This is a genomic window from Trichococcus flocculiformis, from assembly GCF_963662535.1.
In the GTDB taxonomy this organism is placed as follows: Bacteria; Bacillota; Bacilli; order Lactobacillales; family Aerococcaceae; genus Trichococcus; species Trichococcus flocculiformis.
In genome coordinates, this window is sequence record NZ_OY759718.1 from 2,909,401 (window position 1) to 2,926,733 (window position 17,333).

Consider the following 17,333-nt stretch of genomic DNA (forward strand, 5'->3'; position numbering starts at 1 on the left):
AACCGAGCTGCTCACACTTCCTCCGCACTGGTTTCAGCATGCTTCGCCAGAAAATGATAGCCGCCACCGAGGATACCGCCCCCCAGCAGCAGTGCCCCTTCCAGGAAAAAAATTCCCCGTTCTGAAGTCAGCCGGAACAGGCGCTCCACCAGAACGATACCGTAAGGGGAAAAGGCTGCGCCGATATTGAATCCGACAAGCAGCAGCGATGTGGCGGCATTCGCGTTCCCCGACGCCGAACTGTTGACTTTGTTGAAGAGATAAGGGATGAAAGTACGGAAGGAGAAGCCGCAGAATGCAGCAGCCAAACCGGTCACCCATACAGTGTCCGAGAGCCCGATCGTGACCAGAGCCATTCCCATCCCGAACAAGGCAAGCGGCAAAGTATATTTCCCGACAGCCCCAAAAACTTTTCCGAATAAAAAACCAGCTGTCATTGCACCGATGCCAATCAGGGAAAGGATGTAGCTTCCGTTCGTAGCATCGCCGTAACCGTTCGCCAGCATGAGCGGCGTGACCCGGACCGTGATCGTCATATAGAACATCACCGCTACAACGAGCAGGGTCAGATAGCCGAAAACCGCCTTGTCCATCGCATTGCTGCGTGTGCTCAAAGGATCCGTTTGCTGTGGCTGACTGGAAACGGCAGCCGGTTCAGCCGGGATATCCGGAACCAAGGCCGCGAACAGAAGCATCGCCGGCAGAGCCGCCAAGTAGACCCAAAAGGAAGTTTGCCAGTCAATTTTCAGCAGCTGCCCTACAAGGAAGGAAATGGTCATCCCGCCGATGCCTTCAAAGGCGCTCTGCAGCCCGATCATCGCCGCTCTCTCGGCCCCCTCATAAAAATGCCGGATAAAACTGACCAGGAGCGAATTGAAAAGTCCGATCCCGAATCCGAAGAGTGCCCTGGAAAGGAAAATGATCCAGAAATGATGTACAAATACCGGAACTAAGCCTGAAACCAGAACCGTAACCAGCCCCACAAGAACAGTCCTCTTATAGCCGACTTTCCTTGCGATGGCGTGGCTGAGCAGAACCGAAACGATCAAGAATAGGGAAGGCATCGTTGTCAAAGATTCCACCAACGGCAACGGGACTTCCGGAAAATCCCGGGCGATGGCGGGCACATTCACCGCGATGGCTCCACCGGAAACGACAACAAATGAGCTGGACAACAGCGCAAGCTTCTTGAGTGTCCTCATATCCATACTGATGATTTTCCTTTCTGAATGTCCATGCCTATAATGCATACATCATTTTTCTTAATACCAGTTTAAAACGCAACCGTAGAAAAAGATAATAGTTTTTTTGCATGATTGATCATGCCCTGAAGGCATTCTTAAGAAGCTCGATGAATTTAGCCACTGCCGGCGGGAAAATCTGATTCTTTTTCCATGCGATGACCACGCCTGTCTCCAATGCAGGCGCCAAGGTCCGGAAGCAGAGCTCGGTTTCCTCACTGACCGGGACAAGTTTTTCCAAGCACAACGCAACCCCGACGCCCGCTTCCACCAGAATGGCTGCATTGTAGATCAGATTGTAGCGCCCAATGATATGCACGGCCCCATAGGCGTCGCCGAACCAATTGTCAAGTTCGTTCTGGACCAATGCTCTCCCCGGAATCAGGATCGGATAAGCCAACAGATCCTCAGGTGCAACGGAGCGCTCCTGCGCCAGTGGACTGTCCTTCCGCATGATGACACCCCAGCGTTCTTTCTGGGGAATCCGGATGAAATCATATTTATCGACATCGACCGGCTCCGTCAGCAGGCAGATGTCCAACAGCCCTTTGTTGACCCGATCCTTGATGTCATCGGCATCTGCACTGTACAATTTGTAGGTCACTTGCGGATATTCCGTGCTGAAGGTCTTGATGAAATCAGCCAAAACGCGCATGGACTGCGTTTCTCCCCCACCGATGGCAATTTCGCCGTTCATGAGCGTTTTCTGCTCCTTCAGCTCCAGTTCGGTCCTGCTAGTCAGATCGAGGATTTCCTCCGCCCGTCTTTTCAGCAGCAACCCTTCGCTGGTCAACGTGATTTTCTTTTTGCCGCGCCGGAACAAAGAAACGCCTAATTCCTCTTCCAACTGCATCAATTGGCGCGACAAGGTCGGCTGGGTGATGTGCAACTTTTCAGCGGCACTAGTGATGTTCTCTTCATAAACCACTGTCAAAAAATAATTCAGAACCCGCAACTCCATAGTCAATACTCTCCTATCCCTTGATTCGGCTTTAATCCTGCCGAGTCGTCTTCCGATTACAGAGCCGTTTTTTCAGCACAGCGGGGCTGCAATCGCTTCGGTTCAAGTATCTCACATCAAGCTCCGGCCGTAAAACCGAAACAGGACAAGGACGCAACCTGCATGGCACCGCAGCTTGCAGTTCTTGCGCCCTTTCCTCCGGTGAGCAATCCACTAGCCGGAGGACACCGGCAACATTTGACCTCAACACCGATAAAGAAATTCTCGCAGAAGAACACACCCAGAATGTGGGCCGAACTCCGGCGAAGCCTGCGTTCACCGGAGAAAAGCAGTTTGCTGACGATTGCGGGTTCAGGTGTCTATAGGAACAGTTGTCCTCAACGGCATCTGTCCTTTTGGCACAACGCTACTCCTTCAACAAACCGTTGTATACCGTCTTCCAGAAGCGCCTTCGGGCAGGCATAATTCCAGCGGACAAAGCGCGAACCGTTACCGCCGAAGATATCCCCTGCGGAAAGATAGAGTCCGGTTTTCTCCCTGATGAACGCGCACAGCGCCTTCGTGTCCTCCGTTATCGCCGCGCAATCGATCCAAGCCAGATAGGTTGCTTCAGCCTCGATCACTTGGACTTCGGGAACAAGTTCCTTCAAAGAACCGATCAGGAATTCCCGGTTCAGTTCCAGATATTCCCGCAGTTCCTCCAGCCATTCTTCCCCTTCGTCGAAAGCCGCTTCAGCCGCTTGGATCGCGAAAGTATTCGGTTCCGCCACTTCATCCGTGTTGATTCCTCTGTCCACTTGTTTTCTGATTTCAGGATTCGGAATGACGATTGCCGCTGTTTGCAGTCCGGCGATGTTGAAAGTTTTCGTCGGCGCGATGCAGCTGATTGTCCGGTCAGCAATCTCCTGGGAAAGGGAGGCAAACGGGATGTACCCATGGCCGATATGCGTCAGATCGCAATGGATTTCATCGCTCACGACCAGCACATCATGCTTGATGCACAATTCGGCGATCCGTTCCAGCGTCGGCCGATCCCAAACTTTGCCGATCGGATTATGCGGGTTGCAGAAAATGAACAGCGAGGTCGTTTCGCGGGATAGTTTTTCTTCCAGATCCGCATAATCGATGGTATAGCTTCCGTCTGCATAGCGCAATTCGCTCGCCAAGACTTTCCGGCCGTTGTTCAGGATGGAATTGTAAAAGATGTTGTAGACAGGCGCAAGGACAACGATGTCATCACCTATTCCCGTCATTTTCCTGACGATTGAGGAGATAGCAGGAACGACGCCTGTGCAATAGAGAATCCATTCTTTTTCCATCGCGAACCGGTGCCGCCTCTGCCACCAACGGATGATGCTCTCCCGGAAACTGTCAGGGACGGTATTATAGCCGAAAGCGCCTTGCCGCAGACGCTTTTCGATGGCGTCAACAACAGCAGGCGCCGTTCCGAAGTCCATGTCCGCCACCCACATCGGCAACTCATCCGCTTTGACATCCCACTTATAAGAGTGGGTGTTCCGTCTGTCGATGATCCGATCAAAGTCAAATGGCATATTCCGGTTCCTCCGCAAGCTGGTATTTGGTGTTTTCGGCGGCGATTTCCGGATCATCCAGAATCAGTTCGCCGATTGCTGGAGCGGTTATCGTGCCGCTGATCGGATTCTTGACACTGTCGATGCGGCCGTTCGCTTGAACGTCGACCGTCGAATATTCGAACGCCAGATCCGTGTTGATGAGCAGGCAATTCTCCATCTTCACGTTTTCCATGTAGCACATACCCTGGTTGGTCTCGATGATGCAGTCGATGAAGGTGATGTTCTTTGAATTCCAACCCAAATATTCACCGATGATCGTCGAATCCCTGACGACCACATTCTCGCAATTCCAGAAAGCATCTTTTGAAAGCAACTTGGCATGCGAAATCTCGATATTTTTGGCACCGTCAAAGGCATAATTCCCCGATAGCGTAAAATGCTCAATACGGATATTTTCGCTGTTCATCGCAAAATAATCGCCCACAGCGTTTACTTGTTCCAAGGTAATATCATTGCAGTTCCATAACGTTTCTTGGGCATTTGGCATTTCCACTCGTTCCAACTTGATATCGGCAGCTCGTCTGAATATCTTGGGCGCTTGGATCATGCTGTCGGTTATCGTGATGCCATTTGTGTACCAAATGCCGGAACGCGCAGTTTCCACTAAAGTGATGTTGTTTGCCTGGATGTTCCGTGCATACCACAATGGATATTTCCAGCGGAAGATCGTGTTTTCGAGTACGATATTGTTGCTTTCCTTCAAGGGAGACTCCCCATCCGCAAAAACTGAATGGCTGATCTGCAGGTCTTTTCCTTTGAATAGAGCCCGCTCCCCGGTGAATAGCTGTTGATTAAGATGTTCCATCATTCATTTCCCCTCTCTGATACAATCAGAGCGTACACCTTAACCTTGACATTAAGTCAAGGGATAAAAATAAACCCACCAATTGGCGGGTTTATTTCGTACTTTTTTCCTTTTCTGCTTCAACCTGGGAAATCATACTATCTTTATTGCCTGCAAGGCGCTCCTCGTAGAAATCGATCTTATTTTCGATCACCTCAAGATTGTGCATCAATGCTTGGATATCTTTTTCCAACAAGCGTCGTCGCTTTTCCAAGAGTTCCATCCGCTCCAGCATCGTCGCATCCCCTTCGGCACGCCAAATGGTGTACTGCTTCAGTTCCGCCATCGGCATGCCTGTGCCTTTCAGATGCAGAAGAAAAGTCACCCATCTTAAATCCTGATCTGTATAGACGCGCAGGTTGTTCTCATCGCGATCCGGTTTCAACAGCCCTTCATTTTCATAGTACCGCAGCGTCGACACAGGTAGACCGATCATTTTCGAAAACTCTCCGATTGAATAGGACATGCAATCCCACCTCCATTTATTACGAATACTATAGCACGATTATTTAAGAGCCGCCCAAAAAGCTGCATGCAAGGAATAAGTAGCACCTCCCCCACACACAGCTTCGCAAATTTTATTCCCGACTTTGACAGTTAAAATAGTAAAATTTGAATGAAAAGCTTGCGGCTGTAGGAAAAAACGCAAGTTTTTTAAATTTTATGTTGTTGTGAACGGTTATGTATAGTATAATGAGGTATGTTTGTAAAAGTGACCAAAAACCGCGAAGGCACACAATATGTTTCGATTGTGGAAGGCTATCGCGAAAAAGACAAAGTAAAGCAACGTACCATCAAATCTTTGGGAAAGCTGAAAGATCTGGAAGCCGGGAATCCTAATTATTTAGCGGAATTAAAGGAGGACGTAAAGGCAGGTAAGTTTCAACCGGAACCGGAAACCCTTTCTCTCACCCTTGATTTGAATAAAAAAATATCAAATCCACTCCAGAACTATGGGTGGCTCCTTTTGGATGAAATTTATCGCAGCCTAGGAATCTCAAAAGTTTTCCGAGCACACGAAAAAGAAACAAGCTCCCAAATAGACCTCGATAAATCGATGCGCCTCTTGATGGCAAAGAGGGTCTTGGATCCCCAAAGTAAGTGGAAGAGCGTTCAGTCCCAAGGGGACCTATTCGGTGACTTCGATTTGGCCGCACATTCGGTCTATCGAGCGTTGGATACTTTCAGCCTGCTGAGCGAAGAGATCCAACTACAGATGCACCAAGCCATCACCAAGGATGTCGGACGTACGGGGGCATTAGTTTTTTATGATGTCACGAACTACTATTTTGAAACCGATTTGGACGATGAGCCTGTCGAGGTTGAAGGTGAGATTCTGCCTGCTTTTCGGAAACGGGGTCCCAGTAAGGAGAAGCGGCCAAACCCGATTGTCCAGATGGGATTGTTTATGGACACCAACGGTATTCCCATCGCTTATCGTTTATTTCCTGGCAACTGTGTGGATGTTAAGACCTACCTACCGGCAGTCGAACAAATCAAGAAACAGTTTGGCATCCAGCGAATTGTTGTTGTAGCTGATAAAGGCATGAACAGCAAGAACAACATAACCGAAACACTCCAGAACAAGGACGGATACCTTTTCAGTCAAAAGGTCCGCGGCACCCGAGGTGCACCAAAGGATATCCAAGCGTTCGTTCTGGATTCAGAAGATTGGATCACCAATGAGCAGGAAACCTTCGCAAAGAAATCGATGATCCGCAAAAGAACAGTGAATAAAAAGGAAATAACCGAGAAAATCCTCGTAACCTGGAATCAGAAATATGACTTCCGTGAAAAAATCCGGCGTAAGAAATCGGTGGAATATGCGGAGAAATTGACTGCAGGAGAGAGATTCCGATTGACCATGAAAAAAGGTGGAAAGCGATACTTGGATGTGGAGAGCGTCGATGAAGAGACTGGTGAAATCAAAAAACTCACACCCCATATTTCCATCGATGAGGAACAGATTGCTTTTGATGAACAGTTTGACGGAATCAATGTCTTGATCACCAGCGAGACGGAAATGAGCGATGAAGAGATGTTGGCTAGCTACCGCTCGTTGAGCCGCATTGAGGATTGTTTCAAAACTTTGAAAACAAACTTTGACGCGCGTCCAATCTATGTCTGGACTCAACCCCACATTGAGGCACACTTTCTGATCTGTTTCATCTCCTTAACCATCATGCGGTTATTAGAATACAAACTGGATGGACAGCTTAGCCCTGAAAGAATACAGAGTGCTCTTATCAGCGCGCAATGCCGTCCGTTGGACAAAGGCTACTGGGAAGTCTTCGGTAGCGATGACTTCTTGAAAATCAATGAACTTCTCGGGAAAAAATGGGATTTTCAATTTGTACCGCTAGAGGTCCTACGGAAGTACGGTAAGTAGCGTGTGTGCACAACAAATTCAAAACGAGAAAAAGCAGCTAAAAACCTTGATATAACGGGTTTTATCGCTGCTTTTTCTTCTATAAACTGTCAAAGTCGGGACTATAGCACGATTATTTAAGAGCCGCCCAAAAAGCTGCATGCAAGGAATAAGTAGCACCTCCCCCACACACAGCTTCGCAAATTTTATTCAATAACGTGTTTTAATCATACCTATGCTGCCTTATTTTTTAGTGAAAGGAAAAAGCATTGGGACTCTTTTGGTGTATTCTTCCCATCCAGCGTATTTCTCCATATTTTTCTCCAGTAACGGCGTTGATATTTTGATTAATACGGTACTCATCAAAATAGGCGAGATGACTAATAGCAAATAATAATAAGGGTTGATGGAATCCGTGAAGAACAGCGTAATACCACTTGCATACAATCCGATCCAAATCAGGATTTCACCGAGATAGTTTGGATGACGTGTGATTGACCATAAGCCTGTTTGCAGAAGTGTGCGTGTTTTTTTGTTGATGTGTTGTCTTAGTTGCTCATCCCCGACTACTTCAAAGAACAATCCTACCAACGCAATGAAAAGTGCGGCATAAACAAAATAGCGGTGAGCTGAATCAAAACTGAATTCATTGTATTTGATTACCACATAGCTGGCAGATCCAACGATAAAATTGATGATACCCTGAACCACAAACACTCTAAAAAAGGCGGTGATGACTACTTTATCGCCCCACTCTTTCCGCCACTGTGCGTACCTGAAATCTTCAGGCTTCCCGTAATTTCTTTTCAATAAGCGCAAAGATAATCTAAGTCCCCACACCGTAATAAATCCAACAATGGCATACGATAAAACGGTGGGATTTTCAGTCACAAGCAGTGTAAGCCAGCTCCCTACAACAAATCCCATCCCCCAACCAATATCGACAATGGAATTGTTTTTAATGATTGTTGCGATAATAAAGATGATCGTAAAATAGGCAAAGGTAAAAAGTAACGGGACAAGCAGTCCGTCCAAACCAGTATTCGTGAATCCTTGTGTCGCTATCGCTAATGTTGCTATAAATAATAGCGTATAAATGACAATTCTTTTCTTATCCATAGGCCACCTCTTTCAAATTTTTATGCATCCTGCCATCTAAAAAAACAAAACAATTCAGCTAGATCCATCACCAAGCTGTAATATTCTCATTATACACTAATATATAGCAGGCAATCGAATCATAGTTTCTGATAGGAAGTCCGAATTTCTGTTTTTTATTTTGTGCGTATTATTTTCAGAATTTTATTTCCGCTAAAATAAAGGAGTGTACCTAATACAGCCGACAAGTAGATAACTAAATTATTAAGCGTTACGCTCCCAAAGAAAAACAGCAACAAAACCGTCGCACTGTACAAAATTTGGCTTGCCAACAGTTTGGATCTGTCTACGCTGTTCCCTTTATCATCTTTGGTCTCAGCTTTTGATAAAAACCAAAATAATAGAGGCGATAGACCAACTACGGTAACTGCAAATAAGGTTACAGCATTTGAATAAGCTAAGCTCCCGAGGGATAACTTGTTCATAAAAAACCAATCTACTGCAACAACCCCTACACTGATCAGACTAGCTATCCCTGCTGCTCTCTTTTTCCCTCCCATTTTCAGGCTACACGCCATAGCTAAAGCAAATATTATCAAATAGATGCTGTTTCCGTTATCGAATGATAGGTAGGCAGTAAGTCCCCAGACTGAAAATATATCAAACGTTGTCAGCGCTTTTCCGGTAATTCCATTTAGGATTCTCATCAGCAACAGAATCCAAACAACTACCAAAAGCTGAACATTTTCATAATAAAATAAATTTAAAAGTGAAAAGGCAACAGCCAGAAATGCTGCATAATCATGGTTTGGATCCAGTTCTCTGACGAGTGCCCACGTTAAAAATACGCTAAAGCCTATATAAACTCCCGATAAAACATTTCCGGTCAACCACCATCCTATAGCAGCCACTACTGCTGATGCTAGTACTATCATTTGATTTGTCTTATAACTAAAATCCATACTTCTTCCCAATGTAAACATATATCCACTCCTCAATATCTACATTATATCCTACTTGTGTATAACCAATCAGCTAATATGCTACGCGTTCCGCCAAATTCCATCCGCTCCATCTCATTTTTCTCAAGATACAACAGTCCAATATCTTGAAAACGGAAAAGAATCATGCGCTCGCGCTTGACTTAAAGCGCACTCTAAGGAGTATGCTGAAACTAACATTCCTAAGGAGATGATTTTATGGCAAAAGTTACAGCAGGAAGAGATTTATTAGGTGGTTTTGCGCCAAAATTTGCTGAATTGAATGATGACGTCCTGTTCGGGCAAGTCTGGTCGCGGGAAAACGAATTCGCGCCGCGCGATCGCTCCGTCGTCACCGTCACAGCGTTGATCACAGGCGGAAACTTTGAACAGCTTCCTTTCCATTTGAGAAAAGCCCAGGAAAACGGCATTACAAAAGAGGAACTTGTGGAAATCATCACGCAGCTCGCGTTCTATGTCGGCTGGCCAAAAGCTTGGTGCGCTTTCAACATTGCCAAAGAAATATACACAGATTAATTTTCAGGAGGAAGAAATATGGCAAAAAACGAAGAAGTAAAAAAAGGCGTCATTTTCCCAATTGGGGATAAAAACACAGCCTATGCGCAGTACTTTGCCGGCCAAAGCTATCTGAATTCACTAGTGTCCGATCCCGAAGTGAACGTCGGGGTCGGTACAGTGACTTTCGAACCGGGTTGCCGCAACAACTGGCATATCCACCACGACGGCTTCCAAATCCTCTTGGTTACTGGCGGAGAAGGCTGGTATCAGGAAGACGGTAAGCCTGCCCAGGCTTTGAAGCCCGGGGATGTCATCGTGACGCATGACGGCGTGAAACACTGGCACGGTGCCGCCAAAGACAGTTGGTTTGAGCACATCGCCATCACCGCCGGAAAACCGGAGTGGCTCGAAGCTGTTTCCGAGGATTTGTATGAGGGATTGCATCACTGATTTAAAAAAAAAGCATGTCCGGCCTCGAAAAAATGGGGCCGGACATGCTTTTTCTTTGTATGCTGCTGGATAAATATTTTCAGTGGCCGTTCGTCGGAGGAAATCCTTGTTGCGGATCGCCAGCTCTGGGGAGGCAGCTACCGCCGGATGACAGCGTTCATAACCGGCCGCAGCTCCTGCGACGACGGACTCCTCGGAGATCAAAACCACTGATGTAGGCCGAACTCCGGCGAAGCCTCCGTTCACCGGAGGAGAACGATCCGGTATCCTGCCCTCCCGCCAGACGGGAATTCCCATCACCTTAATCTTCCACTATATAGACTGCCGCTTCATTCTCGGTATGGTTGGCGGCTACGATGATGTCCCGATCCGCTTCGTTCACAACCATGATATTGGATGGGCCACAGCCCTTGTCGACAATTTCCGTCTTGAATTCGCCGTCCACATATTGAATGTAGAACAGGTCGCAGTTTTCGCGGCGGATGCCGCCGACAAAGCTTGGCACGCCTCTTAGCGTCGTTCCCACCAACGTATGGGCGAAATCTATTTTATGCGGGTATTCATAGACGGATTCATAACCGGATTCCGTCTTTTTATAGATCTTGATGCTGTCGCCATGGAAAGGCTCGATCGTGATCATTTCTTTTTGCCCGTCCGAGTCGATATCGAAAAGAGCCACTTCGCCGATCGGAGTGCCCAAAATCTGCTCGATTTCCCATTCTTTATCAGCAAAAGGCGTCACTTTGATGATCCCTTGATCACTAGTAAAGTAGCCGACGGGTTTGCCGCCTTCATAATCCTTGTAGTAACCATGGTTGCGGAAATAGCCTTTCCCTAAAACCTTCAGCTCGACGCCTTCGGTAGGGTCTTCCGGCAGGACACCATAATAGATGCTGCCTGATCTCGACCAATCATCCTTGAAATCCTTGTCATCCGCTATCGTGGCGCCGACAAAGTAGTTCACGCCATCCACATCATAGATGTCGAAACGGTGCAGATAAGGCAGGTACAGCACGTCCTTGATTTCCCAGCCGGTTTCCGGATCATACTTGCCCCAGACGACTTTCGCTTTGCTTGGGCTGACCTTCAGGTAAAAATCGACGATGGCCAGAAATTCATTGCTCTTGTTCGGGATAGGGATGATGGACATGCAGCCGCCGCCCTTTTCCCAAACGGTTTCCCTTTTTTCGAAATCCTTGCCTGAATACATGTAGCAAGGATAGCCTTCCTCCTCGCTCGCGATCAGCGCGCACGTTTCGCCGCCGATCGTGATGTAGCTGGCGCAATAGCTTCGGTACATATCATCCAATTTCTTCTTGGTTATTTTCATCGTTCCTGCTCCCTTCATCAATTAGCCTCGCACAAGTGCGGCTATAATCAGCTTACTTCCCAAATTTCGCTTGATAAGCCGCAACCACTTTTTCGATTGTAAAGCCAAACTCAGCCATCACCGTATTCCCGTTGCCGCTTGCACCGTACGTGTCGATGCCGTAAGCCAATCCGTCCAGGCCAACATAACGTTCCCAGCCGAAGGTCGCGCCCATTTCGATGGACATGCGGTTACGGACTGCGCCAGGCAAGGCTGTTTCTTTGTAGGCAGCATCCTGCTCTTCGAACAGATCGAAACTCGGCATCGAGACGACAGAAACATCCACTCCGGCTTCACGCAAGTGTTTTTGCGCTTCCACAGCCAAGTTCACTTCCGAACCGGTTGCGATCAGGATGCCGGCAGGCGTTTCGCCTTGTTGCGGCGAAAGCACGTAAGCACCCCTCTTCACGCCCTCGCGGGCCATTTCTTTGGTGCCTTCCAAAACAGGCAAGTTTTGGCGCGTCAGCACCAACATCGTTGGTTTGTCGACTGAAGACACGGCGATTTCCCAAGCCGCGCTGACTTCATTGCCGTCAGCCGGACGCAGCACCGTCAAATTCGGCATGCCGCGGTAGCTGGACAAGTGTTCCACTGGCTCATGCGTCGGACCGTCTTCGCCGACCGCGATCGAGTCATGCGTCATCACGTAAGTGCCTGGCAAGTGCGAAATGGCAGCCAAACGCATCGCTGGGCGCAAGTAGTCCGTGAAGACAAAGAAAGTACCTACATATGTTCTGGTTCCGCCATGCAACACGATGCCGTTCATGATGGCGGCCATCGCGAATTCGCGCACACCGTACCAGATGTTGCGTCCGGCATAGTTGCCCGGCTCAAAATCGCTTGCCGATTTGATCATTGTGTTGTTTGAAGACGATAAGTCCGCCGAACCGCCCCAGAAATACGGTACCGTTTCACCCAATGCTTGGATGGCTTCCGCACTGGTCACACGGCTAGCTTTGGCTGCGCTGCCCACTTCATAAACCGGCAACTTGTCTTGCCAGCCTTCCGGCAATTCACCTGCCATCGCCATTTCGAATTGTTGAGCCAATTCCGGATAGGCCGCTTTGTAGTCGTTGAACATTGCTGTCCATGCCGCTTCAGCCTCCTGGCCTTCTGCAACCGTAGTTTCCTCGAAACGGGCTGCCACTTCTCCAGGCACACAGAAAGCTTCATCCGCACAGCCGTAAGCTTTTTTCGCGAAGGCGACGCCTTCCGCTCCAAGGGGAGCGCCATGCACTTTATGCGTTCCTGCGTCAGGAGCACCAAAGCCGATGATGGTTTTGATTTCGATCAAAGTCGGTTTTTCGGTTTCAGCTTTCGCTTCTTCGATGGCTTTCGAGATGGCTTCCAGATCGTTGCCGTCCTTCACCAAAATGTGTTGCCAACCGTAGGCTTCAAAACGGGCAGCCACGTCTTCCGTGAAGGATTTCGAAGTCGGTCCATCCAAAGAGATATCGTTGGAATCATACAAACCGATCAGTTTACCCAATTTCAGGTGGCCGGCCAAGCTGGCTGCTTCGTGGGAGATGCCTTCCATCAGATCGCCGTCGCCGTTCAGGAAGTACGTATGGTGATCCACAACCGGGAAATTCTCTTTGTTGTAGGTAGCAGCCAAGTGCGCTTCCGCCATCGCGAAACCGACCGCATTGGCGATCCCTTGTCCCAAAGGACCGGTTGTTGCTTCCACGCCGTCCGTGTCATGCACTTCCGGATGTCCAGGTGTCTTGCTGCCGAATTGGCGGAAGTTTTTCACGTCATCCATGCTTACAGCGAAGCCAGATAAGTGCAGCAAGCTGTACAGCAATGAAGATCCGTGTCCAGCCGATAATACGAAACGATCACGGTCTACCCATTTGCTGTTTTTAGGATTGACTTTCAGATGTTTTGTCCATAAAGCATAGGCCATCGGAGCGGCTCCCATCGGTAACCCGGGATGCCCTGAATTGGCCTTCTGTACTGCCTCAATGCTTAGTGTACGTACGGTATTTACCGCCAACTCGTCGATTTGATCAAATGTATTTTGCATATTTCCATATATCCTCTCTTCCTAAAAAATGGTTGAAGGTCATTCGACCTTCAACCAAACTCAATTAATGGCCAATCTTTTGAAATTTTCCTCTTAAGAAGGTGTGCGCATACTGGATATCCTCCAGCCAATTTTCCTGACCAGTGTACCAGAATTCGGCAACAAAGCGGCGGACGCCTTCTTTCCACATCGTTTTGATCGTTTCTTCGAAAGATACATGCCCCGTACCGAATGGGATTTCACGGAAATGACCCGGGATTGTTTCCTTCAGATGTGCTGCAACCATATGTCCTCTTCCCGTTTGGATATCTTCACAGACGGAGTTTGTGCAGGACAAGGAAGCATTCTTCAGGTTCCCTGTATCCGGGTAGACTTGCAGATACGGCGATTGTATAATGTCCACATATTCCATCGCCTTCTCCACGGTGTTCATGAACGGCGTTTCCATCGTCTCGAACCCCAACAGAATGCCTTTTTTGCTCGCCATATCGACGGCTTTCTGCAGATTTTCGATGAAGTATTCCTTTGTCTGCTGATCACCATCTTCATAATAGACATCGTAGCCTGCCAATTGGATGATGCGTATTCCCAAGTCATCCGCCAGGTCGATGGCTTTTTCCATGATCTCCAAGCTTTTTTCACGGATGAGCGGGTCATGCGAACCTAGCGGATATTTCCGATGGCCGCTCAGGCACATGGAGCGGATCGGCAGCCCGACCTCATACATGGCATCCACAAGTTCTTTGCGCTCTTGTTTGCTCCATTCAATTCGTGCCAGTTTTTCGTCGGTTTCATCGACACTCATTTCCAAGAAATCATAGCCGGCATTTTTCGCAACCGACAGCTTTTCTTTCCAGCTCAGATTGCCCGGCATCGATTTTTCATAGATTCCTAACGTGTAAGTCATGTTGCTCCTCCTTGACCTGTCCGTAATAGGCTCCCGGACCGTGTTTTCGAAGAAAATGTTTGTCCAACAGTTCCTGCTGCATGCTTTCGATCCCCGGATTCATGACGCGGTTGCGCCAGGACATCATGGCAACTTCTTCCATGACGACCATATTGTGGACCGCCTCGAAGGCGTCCTTTCCCCAAGCGAAGGGGCCATGGCTGTGGACCAGCACACCCGGAACTTGGTCTTCATCGATGGCTGCAAATGTTTCGACGATTACTTTCCCGGTTTCCAGTTCATAGGATCCCGCGATTTCTTCACTCGTCATCCGGCGGGTGCAAGGGATTGTTCCGTAGAAGTAATCCCCTTGCGTCGTCCCGTAAGCCGGAATCTCTACCCCCCCTTGCGCCAAAGTGGTTGCCCATGGTGAATGCGTATGGACCACTCCTCCGATATCCTTGAAGTTTCTGTAGAGTTCAAGGTGCGTATCCAAATCCGAAGATGGTTTCAGGGTGCCCTCCACTACATTCCCGTCCATATCGACAATAACGATATCTTCAACAGTCATATCCGCATATTCAACCCCGGATGGCTTGATTGCGATGATCTGCTTTTCACGGTCTATTTCGGAAACATTGCCCCAGGTGAATTTCACCAGCCCGTATTCTGGCAGCGATAGGTTAGCTTCCAACACTCTTTTTTTCAATTCAGTGTATGTCATGGGAGCACCGCCTATTCGCCCAAGACGATTTCGCGGACTTTTTCTTCGATCTCTTTTTCGGACAAGAGATTTTTCAAGCCGATGATTTTCGTTTTGCTTTGGTCGATATTTTTGAATACGTCCAGGAGCGAGTTCGAGCAAACAACCACATCATAGTTCGGAGCCAGCGTTTTTGCTTCAGAAACCGCGCAATGATGGATTTCCAAAGGGATGTTCAATTTTTTGAAGACATTCGTAATTTTCATCTTGATGATTTGGCTTGAACCCATTCCGCTTCCGCATGCTGCTAGTACTTTCATAATCAATTCCTCCTATTATATAAACCGTTTTTTCGCTTAAGCTGCTTCAACGCTTAATTCAGCTTTGTTTTCAGCTTCGATTTCTTCTTTGTATTGCTCATAATCTTCCGCGATCATGAAGTAGTGTTTTTTGTTTTTGCGGTATTGCAATTGCGGTATCAACAGCATCCCGATGACAAGTGCAGCGACACCTGCATAACCGCCGTATTTCATGATGACTCCGTAACCCAACCATAAAGTATCCCAGTCGAAGTTGCCGTGCCAGCCGCCGAATTGGGAAAGCTGGAAAATGTAGGCAGCCAAGCCGCCGCCGAGAACTTGAATGACACCCGAAATGAACGGGATGATCATTGCGGCTTTCATACCGCCTTTGTGGTTTGCATATACAGCGAAGGTTGCATTGTCAAAGAATACTGGAACGAATCCGGTGATGACCAATACCGGGCTCTTGAATACCACCAAGCCGATGATTGCCAAGAATTGTCCCAAAGCTCCGAACAGGAAGCCGAATGTGACGGCATTTCCCGGTCCGAATCCATAAGTTGCCGCGCAATCGATCGCCGGCATGGAACCAGGCAACAGTTTGTTGGAGATCCCTTGGAAAGATTCCGTCAATTCAGATACGAACATGCGGACACCAAGTTGCAGAATTTGCAGATAGACTGCGAAGTACAGTGATTTTTCAAGGATGTAGAACACGTAATTCCGTTCGCCTGTATAAGTTGCATCGATGGTCATCATCAGATCTTTCCCGAGGATACCCATTATGATGCCGAAGAACAGGAACATCAGGATGCTTGTCGAAACGACACTCTCCTTGAAGATGGAAAGGAAGCCTGGCAGAGTGACGTCTTCCAATTTTTTGCTGTTCTTGCTGAATTTCCCTGCAAATTTGTCGGTCAGCCAGACACCGAACATCTGTTGGTGCCCTACCGCAAATCCGCCGCCTTCAGTCAAGTCTTGCGTAGCTTCGACTGTCAGATTCGAGAAGACTGACCAATACGTTCCCAACAAAAGGCCCAACATAACGATGACGCCTGCATCCTGCAATTCAGGAAAGGCGAACAGGACAAGCCATAAAGCAGTGGAAGACTGTTGCACCATGATGTGGCCGGTGATGAACACGGTCCGGACTTTGGTATATTTACGGAAAATGACTAAAACAATATTCACCATGAAAGCGATAAGCAAAACGATAACCATAAGGCTGAAGGAACGTCCTGCACCTTCAATCGCTTGTTGCGCTGCCGTTTGTCCAAAGTAAGGATCGATTACGACTGCCGATAAGTTGAACCTTTCTTTCAAACCTGCCAGGATCGGGCGGAAATTTCCGACCAAACCGCCAGCAGCAACATTTAAGACTAAATATCCGACGGTTGCTTTGATGAAACCGGCAAGAGCGTCATATACGGGTCTGCCCAACAACAAGTAGCCGACGAATACGATAATACCGAGGAAAAAAGCAGGTTGCGTTAAGATATTAACTTGAAAGAATGTCCATGCACTAATTAGTAGTTCCAAGATATTCACCCTCGATTTCCATAATTTTTTCTAAATCAGCTACAGAGTTGGCTTGAATAAAGGCATCCACGACACTTTCATCGGAAAGCAATGTCACTAGTGACGATAGGTTCGCCAGGTGCTTCTCGTTGTCCGTCGATGCCAGGACGAAGAAGATGCGCGCTTCATACTCGGCTGCCGGCCCGAAGTTCACTGGCACTTTCGTACGCATGAAGCAGATAGCGGTTTCATTTACGCCCTTGCCTTCTTGCGCATGCGGGATGCAGATATCCGGCGCGATGACGATATAAGGTCCGAATTCGTTGACGTTTTCGATGATGTACTCGGGATAAGCGCTCTCGATGGCGCCCTCTTCGATAAGCGGTTGACAAGCAGCACGGATGCTGTCTTGCCAACTATCGAATCCCTCGTGGAAAGAATACCTTTGATTTTTGATGACTTCATCTAACATA

17 protein-coding genes are annotated in these 17,333 nt (G+C 48.0%); 3 read left to right on the forward strand and 14 right to left on the reverse strand.

The genetic code is table 11. From position 1 onward, the window contains the following. Nucleotides 1-11 precede the first annotated feature (11 nt). The 5 genes from ACKPCD_RS13835 to ACKPCD_RS13855 form a co-directional block, all read right to left on the reverse strand. Nucleotides 12-1,208 (reverse strand): MFS transporter, encoded by a 1,197-nt coding sequence (locus ACKPCD_RS13835; protein ID WP_321433549.1) that lies wholly within the window; start codon nucleotides 1,206-1,208, stop codon nucleotides 12-14. A 112-nt stretch (nucleotides 1,209-1,320) separates the two neighbouring features. Further along, entirely contained in the window at nucleotides 1,321-2,202 is an 882-nt protein-coding gene (locus ACKPCD_RS13840) for a LysR family transcriptional regulator (protein WP_321433550.1), read from the reverse strand. 377 nt (nucleotides 2,203-2,579) lie between these two features. Next, nucleotides 2,580-3,755 (reverse strand): MalY/PatB family protein, encoded by a 1,176-nt coding sequence (locus ACKPCD_RS13845; RefSeq protein ID WP_321433551.1) that lies wholly within the window; start codon nucleotides 3,753-3,755, stop codon nucleotides 2,580-2,582. After that, nucleotides 3,745-4,602 (reverse strand): DUF3737 family protein, encoded by an 858-nt coding sequence (locus ACKPCD_RS13850; RefSeq protein WP_321434578.1) that lies wholly within the window; start codon nucleotides 4,600-4,602, stop codon nucleotides 3,745-3,747. Before ACKPCD_RS13850 ends, ACKPCD_RS13845 begins: the two co-directional genes overlap by 11 nt. Nucleotides 4,603-4,693: 91 nt before the next feature. After that, complete coding sequence (locus tag ACKPCD_RS13855; RefSeq protein ID WP_321433552.1) at nucleotides 4,694-5,107, reverse strand: MerR family transcriptional regulator; 414 nt, start codon at nucleotides 5,105-5,107, stop codon at nucleotides 4,694-4,696. A gap of 234 nt (nucleotides 5,108-5,341) precedes the next feature. On the opposite strand from ACKPCD_RS13855, the gene ACKPCD_RS13860 reads away from it, so the two are divergent. After that, nucleotides 5,342-7,030, forward strand: a complete 1,689-nt coding sequence (locus tag ACKPCD_RS13860) for an IS1634 family transposase (RefSeq protein ID WP_321433553.1) — start codon at nucleotides 5,342-5,344, stop codon at nucleotides 7,028-7,030. Nucleotides 7,031-7,252: 222 nt separating this feature from the next. Here ACKPCD_RS13860 and ACKPCD_RS13865 read toward each other — a convergent pair whose 3' ends face one another. Both ACKPCD_RS13865 and ACKPCD_RS13870 read right to left on the reverse strand, forming a co-directional pair. Then, nucleotides 7,253-8,128, reverse strand: a complete 876-nt coding sequence (locus ACKPCD_RS13865; protein ID WP_321433554.1) for a DUF1295 domain-containing protein — start codon at nucleotides 8,126-8,128, stop codon at nucleotides 7,253-7,255. Nucleotides 8,129-8,283: 155 nt separating this feature from the next. After that, nucleotides 8,284-9,090, reverse strand: coding sequence for a hypothetical protein (locus tag ACKPCD_RS13870; RefSeq protein WP_321433555.1), 807 nt, complete (start codon nucleotides 9,088-9,090; stop codon nucleotides 8,284-8,286). A 216-nt stretch (nucleotides 9,091-9,306) separates the two neighbouring features. On the opposite strand from ACKPCD_RS13870, the gene ACKPCD_RS13875 reads away from it, so the two are divergent. Further along, nucleotides 9,307-9,624, forward strand: coding sequence for a carboxymuconolactone decarboxylase family protein (locus ACKPCD_RS13875; RefSeq protein WP_321433556.1), 318 nt, complete (start codon nucleotides 9,307-9,309; stop codon nucleotides 9,622-9,624). 18 nt (nucleotides 9,625-9,642) lie between these two features. Next, on the forward strand, nucleotides 9,643-10,056 hold the full coding sequence (locus ACKPCD_RS13880; RefSeq protein WP_321433557.1) for a cupin domain-containing protein: 414 nt from the start codon (nucleotides 9,643-9,645) through the stop codon (nucleotides 10,054-10,056). Nucleotides 10,057-10,357: 301 nt separating this feature from the next. On the opposite strand, the gene ACKPCD_RS13885 is transcribed toward ACKPCD_RS13880, so the two are convergent. The 7 genes from ACKPCD_RS13885 to ACKPCD_RS13915 form a co-directional block, all read right to left on the reverse strand. Next, complete coding sequence (locus ACKPCD_RS13885; protein ID WP_321433558.1) at nucleotides 10,358-11,386, reverse strand: hypothetical protein; 1,029 nt, start codon at nucleotides 11,384-11,386, stop codon at nucleotides 10,358-10,360. Between the two features lie 52 nt (nucleotides 11,387-11,438). Next, complete coding sequence (tkt, locus tag ACKPCD_RS13890) at nucleotides 11,439-13,451, reverse strand: transketolase (protein ID WP_321433559.1); 2,013 nt, start codon at nucleotides 13,449-13,451, stop codon at nucleotides 11,439-11,441. 64 nt (nucleotides 13,452-13,515) lie between these two features. Beyond that, a complete protein-coding gene (locus ACKPCD_RS13895; RefSeq protein ID WP_321433560.1) occupies nucleotides 13,516-14,358 on the reverse strand; it encodes an L-ribulose-5-phosphate 3-epimerase in 843 nt (280 codons plus the stop codon). Beyond that, nucleotides 14,333-15,061 carry an L-ribulose-5-phosphate 4-epimerase gene (locus tag ACKPCD_RS13900; RefSeq protein ID WP_321433561.1) on the reverse strand — a complete coding sequence of 243 codons (729 nt, stop codon included), beginning with the start codon at nucleotides 15,059-15,061 and terminating at the stop codon, nucleotides 14,333-14,335. The genes ACKPCD_RS13895 and ACKPCD_RS13900 overlap by 26 nt, the downstream gene beginning before the upstream one ends. An 11-nt stretch (nucleotides 15,062-15,072) precedes the next feature. Further along, on the reverse strand, nucleotides 15,073-15,360 hold the full coding sequence (locus tag ACKPCD_RS13905) for a PTS sugar transporter subunit IIB (RefSeq protein ID WP_321433562.1): 288 nt from the start codon (nucleotides 15,358-15,360) through the stop codon (nucleotides 15,073-15,075). A gap of 36 nt (nucleotides 15,361-15,396) precedes the next feature. Next, complete coding sequence (locus tag ACKPCD_RS13910) at nucleotides 15,397-16,884, reverse strand: PTS ascorbate transporter subunit IIC (RefSeq protein ID WP_321434579.1); 1,488 nt, start codon at nucleotides 16,882-16,884, stop codon at nucleotides 15,397-15,399. Then, nucleotides 16,865-17,332, reverse strand: coding sequence for a PTS sugar transporter subunit IIA (locus ACKPCD_RS13915; RefSeq protein WP_086628865.1), 468 nt, complete (start codon nucleotides 17,330-17,332; stop codon nucleotides 16,865-16,867). The genes ACKPCD_RS13910 and ACKPCD_RS13915 overlap by 20 nt, the downstream gene beginning before the upstream one ends. Nucleotide 17,333 lies beyond the last annotated feature (1 nt).

What these genes read in the sequence shown, in the direction of transcription:
- ACKPCD_RS13895 (WP_321433560.1), bottom strand. Translation starts at nt 14,358, where the DNA reads ATGACTTACACGTTAGGAATCTATGAAAAATCGATGCCGGGCAATCTG.
- ACKPCD_RS13850 (WP_321434578.1), bottom strand. Translation starts at nt 4,602, where the DNA reads ATGGAACATCTTAATCAACAGCTATTCACCGGGGAGCGGGCTCTATTC.
- ACKPCD_RS13860 (WP_321433553.1), top strand. Translation starts at nt 5,342, where the DNA reads ATGTTTGTAAAAGTGACCAAAAACCGCGAAGGCACACAATATGTTTCG.
- ACKPCD_RS13855 (WP_321433552.1), bottom strand. Translation starts at nt 5,107, where the DNA reads ATGTCCTATTCAATCGGAGAGTTTTCGAAAATGATCGGTCTACCTGTG.
- ACKPCD_RS13865 (WP_321433554.1), bottom strand. Translation starts at nt 8,128, where the DNA reads ATGGATAAGAAAAGAATTGTCATTTATACGCTATTATTTATAGCAACA.
- ACKPCD_RS13880 (WP_321433557.1), top strand. Translation starts at nt 9,643, where the DNA reads ATGGCAAAAAACGAAGAAGTAAAAAAAGGCGTCATTTTCCCAATTGGG.
- ACKPCD_RS13885 (WP_321433558.1), bottom strand. Translation starts at nt 11,386, where the DNA reads ATGAAAATAACCAAGAAGAAATTGGATGATATGTACCGAAGCTATTGC.
- ACKPCD_RS13845 (WP_321433551.1), bottom strand. Translation starts at nt 3,755, where the DNA reads ATGCCATTTGACTTTGATCGGATCATCGACAGACGGAACACCCACTCT.
- ACKPCD_RS13905 (WP_321433562.1), bottom strand. Translation starts at nt 15,360, where the DNA reads ATGAAAGTACTAGCAGCATGCGGAAGCGGAATGGGTTCAAGCCAAATC.
- ACKPCD_RS13835 (WP_321433549.1), bottom strand. Translation starts at nt 1,208, where the DNA reads ATGGATATGAGGACACTCAAGAAGCTTGCGCTGTTGTCCAGCTCATTT.
- ACKPCD_RS13900 (WP_321433561.1), bottom strand. Translation starts at nt 15,061, where the DNA reads ATGACATACACTGAATTGAAAAAAAGAGTGTTGGAAGCTAACCTATCG.
- tkt (WP_321433559.1), bottom strand. Translation starts at nt 13,451, where the DNA reads ATGCAAAATACATTTGATCAAATCGACGAGTTGGCGGTAAATACCGTA.
- ACKPCD_RS13840 (WP_321433550.1), bottom strand. Translation starts at nt 2,202, where the DNA reads ATGGAGTTGCGGGTTCTGAATTATTTTTTGACAGTGGTTTATGAAGAG.
- ACKPCD_RS13875 (WP_321433556.1), top strand. Translation starts at nt 9,307, where the DNA reads ATGGCAAAAGTTACAGCAGGAAGAGATTTATTAGGTGGTTTTGCGCCA.
- ACKPCD_RS13915 (WP_086628865.1), bottom strand. Translation starts at nt 17,332, where the DNA reads ATGTTAGATGAAGTCATCAAAAATCAAAGGTATTCTTTCCACGAGGGA.
- ACKPCD_RS13870 (WP_321433555.1), bottom strand. Translation starts at nt 9,090, where the DNA reads ATGTTTACATTGGGAAGAAGTATGGATTTTAGTTATAAGACAAATCAA.